Source organism: Paramagnetospirillum caucaseum (genome assembly GCF_000342045.1).
Classification (GTDB): Bacteria; Pseudomonadota; Alphaproteobacteria; order Rhodospirillales; family Magnetospirillaceae; genus Phaeospirillum; species Phaeospirillum caucaseum.
The window spans coordinates 1-12960 of the sequence record NZ_AONQ01000099.1; the positions used below are offsets into that span (position 1 = coordinate 1).

Sequence of the window (12960 nt, forward strand, 5' to 3'; positions counted from 1 at the left end):
GTCAGGACTCAGGAATTGCTGGAGGAAACCCGGCGCCAGGCCGAGAACATGGAAAAACAGGCGGCCCGGCTGGAGGAGCAATCCGTCGAGCTGGAAGCGCAGCAAACCGAGATCAAGGCCACCGAGACCTGGTATCGCGGCATCATCGAATCGGCGCCCGACGGCATGCTGGTCACCGATGACCGCGGGGTGATCATCCTGGTCAACCCGCAGGTCGGAGCCATGTTCGGCTACCCGGCCGGGGAACTGGTCGGGCGGCCTGTCGAGACTCTGGTGCCCGAGGCGGCACGTTCCGGCCACCCGGCGCAGCGCGACGGCTATATCAGGCAGGGCGATGCCCGCCAGTTGGCCATGAGGGACCGCGAGTTGCGTGGGGTGCGCAAGGACGGGTCGGAATTCCCGGTGGAGGTCGGCCTGTCCCGCCTGCCGGCCATCGGTGGGCGCGGCCTGTGCGTCTGCGCCTCGATCCGCGACGTGACCGAGCGCAAGCGGGTGGAGGCCGAGGTCCTACGGGCCAAGCAGACCGCCGAGGAAGCCACCAAGGCCAAGTCGGACTTCCTGGCCAATATGAGCCACGAAATCCGCACCCCCATGAACGCCATCATCGGCATGAGCCATCTGGCCCTGCAGACCCGGCTGGACAAGAAGCAGCGCAACTACATCGAAAAGGTCCACCGCTCGGGCGAGAACCTGCTGGGCATCATCAACGACATCCTCGACTTCTCGAAGATCGAGGCCGGCAAGATGGCCATGGAGCGCATCGATTTCCGCCTCGAGGACGTGATGGACAACCTCGCCAGCCTGGTCGGCCTGAAGGCCGAGGACAAGGGGCTGGAATTGCTGTTCAGCGTCGCCTCCGACATTCCCACCGCCCTGACCGGCGATCCGCTGCGCCTGGGTCAGGTGCTGATCAATCTCGGCAACAACGCGGTCAAGTTCACCGAAACGGGCGAGATCATCGTCGGCGCCGAACTGGTCGGCCGCACGGAGACCGAGGCCGAGCTGCATTTCTGGGTGCGCGATTCCGGCATCGGCATGACGCCCGAGCAGTGCGGCAAGATGTTCCAGAGCTTCAGCCAGGCGGATTCCTCCACCACCCGCAAATACGGCGGCACCGGGCTGGGCCTCGCCATCTCGAAGACTCTGGTCGAACTGATGGGCGGGCGTATCTGGGTGGAAAGCGAGCCCGGCAAGGGATCGGTCTTCCATTTCCATACCCGGCTGGGAGTCCAGGCCCAGCCCGCCGCCCGCCGCGTGTTCCGTTCGGACGAGCTGATGGGCCTCAGGGTGCTGGTGGTCGACGACAACGCCTCTGCGCGCGAGATCCTGTCGTCCATGGCCAAGGGATTCGGCCTGGAGGTGGGTACCGCCTGGGACGGGCGGCAGGCGCTGGAGATGGTCGCCGCCGCCGAGGCGCGGGGCCTGGCCTATGACCTGATCCTGATGGACTGGAAGATGCCGGTCATGGACGGGGTCGAGGCCGTCCAGCAACTGCAGCGGGATCGGTCGGAGCGGGTGCCGGCGGTGGTCATGGTCACCGCCTATGGCCGTGAGGAGGCCATGAGCAATGCCCAGGAGCGTGGCGCCGTTCTGAAGACGGTCCTGACCAAGCCGGTCACCGCCGCCAGTCTGCTCGAAGCCATCGGAGAGATTCTGGGCAAGGGCGTGGCGGCCGAGAGCTATGTCCAGGACAGGGCCGAAACCTACAAGGAGGCCATGAGGGCGCTGGAAGGCAGCCGCGTCCTGCTGGTCGAGGACAACGAGATGAACCAGGAACTGGCGACGGAGCTGCTGTCCCAGGCCGGCATGGAGGTGGTCCTCGCCAACCATGGGCAGGCGGCTCTCGACATCCTTGCCGGGGATAGGGGGTTCGACGGCGTGCTGATGGATTGCCAGATGCCGGTGATGGACGGCTATACCGCCACCCGTATGATCCGCGGCAATCCGGCGCTCGACGGAATTCCGGTGATCGCCATGACCGCGAACGCCATGACCGGCGACCGGGAAAAGGTGATCGAGGCGGGCATGGCCGATCACATCGCCAAGCCGCTCAATCTGGAAAACATGTTCGCCACCATGGCGCGCTGGATCAAGCCGGGGAGGGCGCGGCCCGCCGCCGCCGTGGTGAAACCGCCCGAGAGTCCCGCCGCCAGGCCGGCGGGCGGCCTGCCCGATCTGCCGGGGATCGACGTCAGGGCGGGCATGGCGACCATGGCCAATAAGGAATCGCTCTACATCCGCATGCTGATCAAGTTCCGCGACAGTCAGGCCGATTTCGCCAAGACCTTCGCCGCCGCCAGGGTGGACCCGGACGCCGCCGCCGCCATGCGCGCCGCCCACACCCTCAAGGGTACTGCCGGCAATATCGGCGCCAAGGCCCTGCAGGCGGCGGCGGGGGAATTGGAGGCCGCCTGCCGGGACGGGCGGCCCGAGGACGAGATCGAGGCCCGGCTGGCCCGGACCCTGACCGAACTCCAGCCGGTCATCGCCGGCCTGGGGGCCGTCGGGACCGGCGAGGCGCCGAAAGCTCCGGCCGTTTCCAGCGCCGAGGCGAGGACGGCCCTGGGCAAACTGGCGGCCTTGCTGGCCGACAGCGATTCCGAGGCCGGCGAGGTGCTGGATGCCCTGCTGCCCAGGCTGGAGGGAACCGCCCTGGCGGCGGCCCTCAAGCCGGTGGCCGCCGCCATCGAGGATTGCGACCTGGACGCCGCCCTGGCCCGGCTCAGGGAGGTCGAACCGCCATGACCCAGGCTCCATCCCTGCATATCGCCGGAATCGGGGCGTCGGCCGGCGGGCTCGAGGCCATGCTGCTGATGTTCGCGCGCCTGCGTCCGACGGGGCGCATCGCCTATGTGGTCGCCCAGCACATGGCCGATAACGGCCATAGCGATCTGGTGGTCCGGCTGATCCAGCGGGAATCCGTCCTGCCGGTGCTGCTGGCCGAGCCGGGGGGCCGCCTGCGGGCCGATACGGTGACGGTCATTCCCGCCGGCAGGGATGGCCTGGTGCGCGGCGAGACCCTGAGGCTGGCCGACCCGGCGCCGGAACACCTGTCCACCCCGTCGGTGAACGCCCTGTTCGCCTCCATCGCCGAAAGCTGCGGGCCGGCGGCCATCGGCATCATCCTCTCGGGGGCCGGGTCGGACGGCACCGCCGGCTGCCGGGCGATCCGCGGCGTGGGGGGGCTGACCCTGGCGCAGGAGCCGTCGGAAGCCAAGTTCGACGGCATGCCCGAGGCGGCGATCCGGGCCGGGGGGATCGACGAGGTGCTGCCGGTGGAGAGGATCGGGGATTTTCTGGGGCTGCGCTTTCCAGGGGGCGTGCCCGCCGCAATCCCGCCCGGACAGGTCCCCTCGGCCCCGGCGGTTCCCGAGGCGGCGCGCCGGAACCTCGAATACCTGATCCAAAGGGTGCACGAGGCCACCGGCATCGACTTTTCCAGCTACAAGGAGGAAACCCTGCTGCGCCGGCTGGAGAAGCGCAAATCGGTCCTGGGCGTCGCCTCGGACGAGGCCTATCAGGCCCTGGTCCGCCGCGACCCCGAGGAATTGAGGGTGCTGCAGCACCTGTTCCTGGTTTCGGTGTCCTCGTTCTTCCGCGACCGGGAATCGTTCCGCGTGCTGGAACGGGTCCTGGCCGGAATCATCGCCGAAAAGCCGGACGGCGAGCCGATCCGGGTCTGGGTGCCGGGCTGCGCCTCGGGCGAGGAGCCCTATACCCTGGCCATCATCCTGAGCGAATTGCGGGGCGGTCTGGGCCGGACGCATCCCGTCAGGATCACCGCCACCGACCTCAATCCCGAGGCGCTGGCCATGGCCCGCGAGGGCGTCTACCGGAAAACCGCCTTCAAGGAGACGGACGAGACGCTGCGCGACCGGTATTTCCTGCCGCGTGGGCAGCATTACGAAATCCTGCCGGAGATCAGGGGCTGCGTCACCTTCGAGCAGCGCGACGTCCTGGTCGGCACCCCGCCCGGCGATCTTGACCTCGTCAGTTGCCGCAACCTGCTGATCTATATGAAGAGCCTGCTGCAGGACAGTCTGGTGAAGGTCTTTCACCGGTGCTTGCGGCCCCAGGGACTGCTGTTCATCGGGCCGTCGGAATCCCTCGGTTTCGTCGGCAATTCGCTGTTCGGCCCCGTCGACCACTATCACCGGCTGTTCCGTCGGCGCCGTTGAGTTCCAGGAAAGGACCACCCATGAAAGCGCTCCTGAATTTCGTCGAGCGGTTCAAGCTGACCACCAAGCTGGTCATCGGCTTTTCCTCGGGAATCCTGGTCGCCGTGCTGATCGGCCTGCAGGCCCAGTCCAATCTGTCCCACATGCAGGGCGAAATGGAAAAGATGTACGAGATGGAATTGCTCGGCATCTCGCACATCAAGGAGGCCAACGTCAATCTCGCCTATATGGGACGCGCCTTGCGGCAGATGATGATCGCCCCCGACGGCCAGTCCCGCGACCGGGCCAGGGCGCATGTGGATCAGGCCCGTAGCGCGCTGCACGACGAAATGGCCCAAGCGCGCAAGCGCCTGTTCCGTGCCGAGGCGATCGAGGGGCTGGAAAAGTTTCAGCGGAATCTGGCCCGGTACAACGAGAACGTCGAGCACGCCATGGGGCTGATCGAGCGGGAAAGCCTGAACCCCTCGGCGGCGGCGAAATTTGTCGCCAGCGCCGAGTTCATCGCCAGCGGCAATGCGGCCGACGAGGATCTTGACCGCATCGTCAAGGTCAAGGAACGGGGGACCAGGAGCGCGCTTGAACTGGTGCGCGCGGACGTCGCGGCAACCCAACGCATGGCGGTCGGCCTGCTGCTGGGGGGAATCCTCGCGGCCATCCTGCTGGGGGTTTTGATCGGCCTCAGCATCCAGCGTCCCAACGAACGCCTGCGCAATTCGGTGGAGGAACTGGCGGCGGGCAATGTGGAGGCCCAGATCCCCCATACCGACTATCCCAACGAGATCGGGATCATGGCCCGCGCCATCGGCGTGCTGCAGGACATCTACCGCAAGGCCAATGACCAGCACTGGGTCAAGTCGCATGTCTCGGACATCGGTGCCGCGCTGCAGCAGGCCGAGGATTTCGCCGCCCTGGCCCGGATCGCGGTCTCGAAGATCGCGCCGGCCATCGGCGCCGGGCATGGCGCCTTCTACGTCGCCGACGGGGAGGGGCGCTACAATCTGCTGGCCGGCTACGGCTATCGCGAACGCAAACACCTGAGCAACAGCTTCGCCGTGGGCGAAGGGCTGGTCGGCCAGTGCGTCATGGAAAAATCGACTATCGTGCTGACCGCGCCCAAGGACTACATCCGCATCGGCTCTGGCCTGGGCGAAGGCCCGCCGGCCAGCATCATCGTCTTGCCGGTCATCCACGACGACCGTGTCCTCGGCGTGCTGGAGATGGCCTCGTTCCAGCCGTTCAAGGACCGGGAACAGGCGGTCCTGGAGGCCCTGCTGCCGACCCTGTCCACCGGCATGGAGATTCTCGACCGCAATCTCCGCACCCGGGAATTGCTGGCCGCGACGCAGGAACAGGCCGAGCGGATGGAAAAGCAGGCAGCCCAACTGGAAGAGCAGCAGGTGGAGATGGAAGCGCAGCAGGCCGAATTGCTGGAGACCGAGAACTGGTTCCGCAGCATCATCGAAACGGCGCCGGACGGCATGCTGGTTGCCGATTCCGGGGGCCGGATCCTGCTGGCCAATCCCAATGCGGAAGGCTTGTTCGGCTATTCTCCGGGCGAACTGATTGGCGGCGATGTCGAGCAGGTGATGCCGGGCCACCACGCCATGGACAGCGGTCATGAGGTGAAGGGGCGGCATAAGGACGGCACGACGTTTCCCATCGCGCTGTCCACCAGTCCGTTGCCGCCGCGTGGCGGCCGCGGCAAATGCCTCAGTATTTCGGTGCGGGCACGGCAGGCCGCGTAAGGGATTGTCGCGAAACCGGAAGGTAGAAGCGGATGCGTGTATCGACGGTCGTCAGCCTCGGCATGGGATTGGTGGTTCTGGCCAATGTCGTGCTCATCGGGCGGGTCATCGCCCCGCAACTGGACAAGCGGGCCAGCGTCCAGTCCGGAATGGCGGCCGAACGGCTGATGGGGCTGGGCCTCGACGCCGCGTCGCGGATTTCGGCGGAACGCGGCCCGGCCAACGGCGTCCTGGGCAGCGATCTTCCCCTGCCGCCCGAGCGGGTCGCGGCGTTGAGGGCGGCCCGTGACGGGACCGACCGTGCCTTGCGCGACATCGAGGCGGCGCTTGGCGCCGGCCGTCCGCTGGCCGAGCGGGACGCCGTCGTCCGCTCCCTTGGGGCGTCCAGCCGACAGCTGGCGGCGGCGCGGCGCCAGATCGACGATCTGGCCGGACGGCCGCGGTCCCAGCGCCGGGACGCCGAGGTCATGGCGGCGGTGAACGCCATGATCGACGTGTTGCCCCTGCTGGCCCCCGGACTGAACGTCATCGAGGGCAATCTGGCCCAGGCCGACCCGTCGCTGACCAATTTCGTCACCATCGCCCGGCTGGCCACCGAGATGCGGGATTACGCCGGCCAGCTGGGGTCGGTCTTCACCGCTCCCTTCGTCGTCCGGCGGCTGATGACCGCCGACGAACTGGCCCGGGTCGAGCGGCTGCTGGGGACCATCCAGGCCCTGGACTACCAATCGCGGCTGGCCTTCGACAAGACCGGTTCTCCCGAGGATCTCAAGGCGGCCCTGGCGGCCATCGATGCCGACTTCATCGGCGGAGGGCTGCCCCTGGTCCGCCGCATCCGGGACGTGGGACGGAGCAGCGGCGAATACCCGATGAACGCCGCCGATTTCGCCAAGACCTACGTGCCGCAGATGAACGTTATTCTCGGGCTGCGCGCCGCCGCGCTGAAATCCATTGCCGCCCGCATGGCCGACATCGACGGCGAAAGCCGTTCGGCCCTGCGGATCAGCCTGTTGCTGGCCCTTGTGGTCGCCGGGTCGGTCCTGGTCTGCTTCCTGCTGATCGTCCGGCGGGTGCTGCGTCCGCTGTCCCTGGTCCACAAGGCGCTGGGGCAACTGGCCAAGGGCGAGGACAGGATCGACCTGCCCGTTGCCCGCCGGCATGACGAGATCGGCGAGGTGGTCGGGGCACTGACCCAGCTGACCTCGGTGGTCAGGGAACGGGCGAAGGAAAGCTACATCTCCGGCCAGGTGGCCAGGATCACCGCCGATCTGCAGGCCGCCGAGGATTTCGAGAGCCTTTCGCGGGCGCTGTTCGCCAATCTGGCGCCGGTTCTCGATATCGGCTTCGCCAGCTATTTCCGGCGCGACGGCGAAGCCGACGCCCTGGTGTGCTGTGGCGGCTACGCCCGTTCCGGCGAGGTGGTGTCGCGGCAGCGCATCGCCCTGGGCGACGGCCTGGTCGGCGAGTGCGCCATGGGGCGGCGCGAGATCGGGATCATCGATCCGCCCGAAGACTATCTGCGCATCCAGACCGGATTGATGTCGGCGCCGGCGCGGGCCGTGCTGCTGCTGCCGGTCCTCAGCGGCGACGAATGCCTGGGGGTCATCGAGATCGCCACCCTGCGTCCGGTGGACGGCCGCAACCGGGACGTCATCGACGCCGTCCTGCCGGTGCTGGCCATGCGCATGGAAATCCTGGCGCGCAGCGAGCGGACCCGGCAATTGCTGATGTCCACCCAGGAGCAGGCGCGGGAATTGAGCGTCCGGCAGAACCGGATTCAGTCGCTGCTGTCGGAACAGGATGCCATTTTCGACAACGCGCCCATGGGGATCATGTACACCGCCTCGGGGCGGGTTCAGCGGGCCAATCCGGCCATGGCCGAGCTGCTCGGCTATACGGTCGGGTCCCTGAAGGGCCTGGAGGCGGCACGTTTCTTCCCGACCGAGGACGATTACCGCGAATTCGGCGGGCGGATCGGGTCCAGGCTGGCGGCGGGCGAGGGGGTCCACCATGAATGGGACCTGGTCCGGGGCGACGGCCAGGTCTTCACGGCGATGATTTCCGCCAAGGGCGTCCGGCTCGATGGGCTCGAGAAGTCCTCCATCTGGATCGTCGAGGACATCACCGAGCGCAAGCGCCTCGAACGCGAGATGCGCGAAAGCGGCGAGCGGCTGCGCCATATCCTGGAGAACAGCCCGGCGGGCGTGTCGATCAATACCGAGGACGGGCAACCCGCCTTCTCCAATCGCCGGCTTGCCGAGATGCTGGGGACCACGCCCGAGGATCTGGCGCGGCGCAGCACCACCACCTTCTGGTTCCGGCCGGCGGACCGCCAGGACTTCATCGAGCAACTGCGCCGCGACGGCTTCGTGCGCGATTACCAGTCGGAATTCGTGCGTGCCGACGGGACGCCGATCACCGTCCTGCTGAGCGCGGCGCTGACCGAATTCGCCGACGGGCGCTATCTGGTCAGTTGGGCCTACGACATCACCGAACGCCGCAAGGCCGAGGATGCGGTGCGGGTCGCCAGCGCCGAACAGCAGGCGATCTTGGAAGCGGCGACGGTCGGCATCGCCTTCCTCAAGAAGCGGGTGATCGTCAGGGGCAATCCCCGCCTGGACAAGCTGTTCGGCTACGAACCGGGTGAGCAGATCGGGCAGTCGATCCGTATCTGGTTTCCCGACGACGAAAGTTTCTCCGACATCGACGGGGCTTCCGAGAGTTTGGGCCGGGGCGAGGTTTATCACCGCGAGTTGGTCCATGTCAGGAAGGACGGCTCGCGGTTCTGGTGCCGGACCAGCGGCAGCGCCATCGACCCCGCCGACCTGTCGCGCGGCTCGGTGTGGATGTTGGAGGACGTCACCCTGGCCCGCGCGGCGGCCGAGGCCCTGGCGCGGGCCAGGGACGTGGCCGAGGACGCCGCCCGGACCAAGGCCGACTTCCTGGCCAACATGAGCCACGAGATCAGGACGCCCATGAACGCCATCATCGGCATGGCCCATCTGGCGCTGAAGACCGAGATGACCCCGCGCCAGAAGGACTACGTCAGAAAGATCCAGCAATCGGGCCAGCACCTGCTGGGCATCATCAACGACATCCTCGACTTTTCCAAGATCGAGGCCGGCAAGCTGGCGGTGGAGAATTGCGAGGTCCACCTGGACAAGGTGCTGGACAACGTCTCCAACCTGGTTTCCGAGAAGGCCTCGGCCAAGGGCCTGGAACTCCTGTTCGACATCGGCCCCGGCGTGCCCCTCGACCTGACGGGCGATTCCCTGCGGCTGGGCCAGGTGCTGATCAACTACGCCAACAACGCGGTGAAGTTCACCGAAACCGGCGAGATCGTCGTGGCGGTGCGCCTGCTGGAGGATTGCGGCCCCGACGTCCTGTTGCGCTTCGAGGTCAGGGACACCGGCATCGGCCTGACCGGGGAGCAGAAGGCCCGGCTGTTCCAGAGCTTCCAGCAGGCCGATACCTCCACCACCCGCAAGTTCGGCGGCACCGGGCTGGGATTGGCCATCTCCAGGAAGTTGGCCGAGCTGATGGGCGGCGAGGTCGGGGTCGACAGCGTGCCGGGACAGGGCTCCACCTTCTGGTTCACCGCCCGCCTGGGCAAGGGCAAGCCCCGGGCTCCCCTGCTGCCCGAGGCCGAGTTGCGGGGTCGCCGTATGCTGGTGGTCGACGACAACGAGAACGCGCGGGCCGTCCTGGCCGAGATGCTGGGGGCCATGTCGTTCGAGGTGGATGCCGTGGACTCGGGAGAGGCGGCCATCGCCGCCATCCGCGACGCGGTCCTCGACCGGCCCTACGAGGTGGTGTTCCTCGACTGGCAGATGCCCGACCTGGACGGGCTGGAGGTCGCCGAGCGCCTGCACGCCATCCGGCTGCCCTTCCCGCCGCACCTGATCATGGTGACGGCCTATGGCCGCGAGGAGGTGATGAGGGGCGCCCAGGCGGCGGATATCGGCGAGGTGCTGATCAAGCCGGTCAACCCTGCCGCCCTGTTCGACAGCATCATGCGGGTCTTCGCCGCCGACGACCGGCGTTCCGAGGAGGTCCCGGAGGCAGAGGGGCCGACCGGCGACCTTGGCGGGCTGCTGGGCGTGCGGGTGCTGCTGGTCGAGGACAACGAGCTCAACCAGGAAGTGGCCGGCGAAATCCTGCGCGATGCCGGGCTGGTGGTCGAGATCGCCGAGAACGGCCGGATCGCCGTGGACAAGGTCATGGCCGGCGCCTACGACATGGTGCTGATGGACATGCAGATGCCGGTGATGGACGGCGTCACCGCGACGCGCGAAATCCGCAGGCTGGGCTTTGGCGACCTGCCCATCATCGCCATGACCGCCAACGCCATGCAGGCCGACAAGGAGAAATGCCTGGAGGCCGGCATGAACGACCACCTGGCCAAGCCCATCGATCCCGACGCCATGTTCGCCACCCTGCTGAAATGGCGGCGTGCCGCGCCGGTGGCGGTTCCCATGGCGGCGGCGCCTGTCCCCGCCTCCGCCCCGGCCCTGCCCGAGATCGATCCCGACATCTTCGATTTCGAGCGCATGGGGCCGATCTACAAGTGGGACATGGCGCGGCTGCGCCCCATCCTGGCCGCCTTCCTCGACGATGCCGGGGCCAAGGTGGCGCGCATCGGGGCCGAGACCGAGCTTGCCGCCCTGCGCGAGACGGCCCACGGCCTGAAAGGCACGGCCAACACCGCCGGCGCCGTGCGGCTGGGCCGGCTGGCCGCCGATCTGGAGAACGCCGCCAGGAACGGCGACGACATGGCGACGGGCATGCTGGCTCCGCTGCTGGCCCCCACCCTGGACGAACTGCGCGCCGCGCTGGCCCCCGTTTTCGCCTGACACCGCCCCGAATCCGGGCCGGCCCGCCGGCCTCAGGCCACCGCCGATTCCATGGCGGCGATCTGCTCGGCGGTCATGGCGGCGATCTGGGTGCTGGTGAAGGCGTCGATCTGGGTGGCGGTCAGCGCCTCGATCTGGGTGGCGGTCAGCGCCTCGATATTGCTGGTGGAGAGCGACGCCACCTGGGTGGTGGTCAGGCCGCCCAGCTGGCTGGCCGACAGCGCCGCCATCTCGGTGACGCTGAGATTGCTCACCTGGGTGGGGGTGAGCGCCCCCCATCTGCGTCGCCGACAGCGCCGCGAACTGGGCGGCGCTCAGCGCCTGCAGCTGGCTGCCGGTCAGGTTGGTCACCTGAATGGTGCTGAGCGCCCGGACCTGGGTGGTGGACAGCGCCTGGACCTGGGCGGTGGACAGGGCGCGGATCTGCACGCGGGTCAGCGCCCCCAACTGCGCCGAGGACAGCGAACCGATCTGGCTGGCGGTCAGCCCGCCGATCTCGGTGGGGGTCAGCGCGTCGATCTGGGTGGCGGTCAGCGCCGCGAACTGGGTTGAGGTCAGGCTGCCCACCAGGGTGGTGGTCAGGCCGGTGATGCCGATGGCCGATAGGGCGGCGACCTGGGTGGCCGACAGCGCTCCCAGCTGGGTGGTGGACAGCGCCTCCACCTCGGTGGCGGTCAGGCCGTGGATTCCGGTGGCCGACAGCGAGGCGATCTGCCGGGTGGTCAGGGCCGAGATCTGGGTGGTGGACAGCGCGGCGATGCCGGTGGCCGACAATCCGCCCAGCTGGGTGGTGGTCAGGGCGTCGATCTCGGTGGGGGTGAGGCCGCCCACCTGGGTGGTGGTCAGCGCCCCGATCTGGGTGACGGTCACCGCCTGCAGCTGGGTGATGGTCAGGTCCCCCAGCTGGGTCTCGGTCAGGCCGCCGATGCCGGTGGCCGACAGCGAGGCCACCTGGGTGGTGGACAGGCCGCGTAGTTGGGTGGTGGACAGTGAGCCGATGCCGGTGGCGGTGATGCCCGCCAGCTGGGTGGCGGCCAGCGCCCCTACCTGGGTGGTGGACAGGCCGTCGAGCTGATCGGGCGACAGGGCGCCCATCTGCGCCCCGGTCAGGCCGCGCAGCTGGGTGGTGGAGAGCGCCGCCACCTGGGTCGAGGCCAGTCCCGCCACCGCCGAGGTGGAGAGCGCCGCCATCTGGGTGGCGGCCAGGATGCGGGCCTGGGTGGTGGACAGCCCGGCCAGCTGGCTGGCGGTCAGGCCGGCCAGCCCGGTATTGGACAGGGCGGCCAGCGAGGTGGTGGACAATCCGGCCACCTGGGTGGCCGACAGGGCGCCGACCCCCGTGGTACCGAGCCCGGCCAACTGGGCGGTGGACAGCCCGGCCAGATCGCCGGTGGACAATCCGGCGATCTGCTCGCCGCCCAGCGCCGCCATCTGGGCGGCGGTCAGGCCGCGCAGCTGGGTGATGGACAGGGCGTCCATCTGGGAGGCCGACAGGCTGCCGATGGCCGTGGTGGTGAGCACCGCCAGATGGCTGACCGACAGGCCGCCCATCTGCGTGGTGGACAATCCATCGATCTGGGTGGCGGCCAGCCCGGCCACCGTGCTCACCGACAGGGCGGCGATCTGGGTGGCGCTCATGGCGCCGATCTGGGTCTCGTCCAACTCGTCCACCTGCTCGGCCAGCAATCCCCGGATCTGGGTGACGGTCAGCGCCCCGATATCCTCGGTGGTCAGGTCGTCCACCGTCTCTTCCGACAGCTGGCCGATCTGGGTGGCCGACAGGCCGCGCAGCTGGGTGGTGGTCATGGTGTCGATCTGTTCGCCGGTCAGCCCCCCCACGCCACCCGCCGACAGGGCGGCCAGCTGGGTGGCGGTCAGCCCGGCCACCTGGGTGGTGGTCAGCGCCGCCGTCTGGGTGCCGCCCAGGCCGGCCAGCTGGGTGGTCGACAGCGTCGCGAAGGCGGTGCCGGTCAGCCCCGCCACCTGGGTCTCGGTCAGCTCGCTCATCTGGCCGGCGGTCAGGGCGCGGAGCTGGGTATTGGTCAGCGCCGCCATCTGGCCGGCCGAAAGGCCGGAAAGGGCCGTCTGACTCAGCCCGGCCACCTGGGTGGTGGACAGCGACGCCACCTGGGTGGTGGACAGGCCGGCGGCCTGGTTCGCGCCCAGACCGTCCAGGGCGGCGAC

At 68.4% G+C, this 12960-nt stretch carries 5 protein-coding genes and 1 pseudogene; 4 read left to right on the forward strand and 2 right to left on the reverse strand.

Annotated elements, in window-relative coordinates; genetic code table 11:
* The 4 genes from H261_RS21160 to H261_RS26280 form a co-directional block, all read left to right on the forward strand.
* Nucleotides 1–2745: response regulator (locus tag H261_RS21160; RefSeq protein WP_008621778.1), on the forward strand; the 2745-nt coding region annotated here is incomplete at its 5' end.
* Nucleotides 2742–4178 carry a chemotaxis protein CheB gene (locus H261_RS21165; protein WP_008621780.1) on the forward strand — a complete coding sequence of 479 codons (1437 nt, stop codon included), beginning with the start codon at nt 2742–2744 and terminating at the stop codon, nt 4176–4178. The genes H261_RS21160 and H261_RS21165, both read left to right, overlap by 4 nt.
* A gap of 20 nt (nt 4179–4198) precedes the next feature.
* Nucleotides 4199–5923 carry an MCP four helix bundle domain-containing protein gene (locus tag H261_RS21170; RefSeq protein WP_008621781.1) on the forward strand — a complete coding sequence of 575 codons (1725 nt, stop codon included), beginning with the start codon at nt 4199–4201 and terminating at the stop codon, nt 5921–5923.
* A gap of 32 nt (nt 5924–5955) precedes the next feature.
* Nucleotides 5956–10776, forward strand: coding sequence for a response regulator (locus H261_RS26280; RefSeq protein ID WP_008621782.1), 4821 nt, complete (start codon nt 5956–5958; stop codon nt 10774–10776).
* A gap of 32 nt (nt 10777–10808) precedes the next feature.
* Here the strand turns inward: H261_RS26280 and H261_RS23605 are convergent, their stop codons facing one another.
* Together H261_RS23605 and H261_RS26800 are read right to left on the reverse strand one after the other, a co-directional pair.
* Nucleotides 10809–11030 carry a hypothetical protein gene (locus tag H261_RS23605; protein WP_152427034.1) on the reverse strand — a complete coding sequence of 74 codons (222 nt, stop codon included), beginning with the start codon at nt 11028–11030 and terminating at the stop codon, nt 10809–10811.
* A gap of 124 nt (nt 11031–11154) precedes the next feature.
* Nucleotides 11155–12831: pseudogene (locus H261_RS26800) on the reverse strand (beta strand repeat-containing protein); the annotation flags it as partial.
* Nucleotides 12832–12960: the final 129 nt, after the last annotated feature.

Bases quoted from the DNA above. Each gene is read 5' to 3' on its own strand.
- H261_RS21165 (WP_008621780.1), top strand. From the start codon at position 2,742: ATGACCCAGGCTCCATCCCTGCATATCGCCGGAATCGGGGCGTCGGCC.
- H261_RS21170 (WP_008621781.1), top strand. From the start codon at position 4,199: ATGAAAGCGCTCCTGAATTTCGTCGAGCGGTTCAAGCTGACCACCAAG.
- H261_RS26280 (WP_008621782.1), top strand. From the start codon at position 5,956: ATGCGTGTATCGACGGTCGTCAGCCTCGGCATGGGATTGGTGGTTCTG.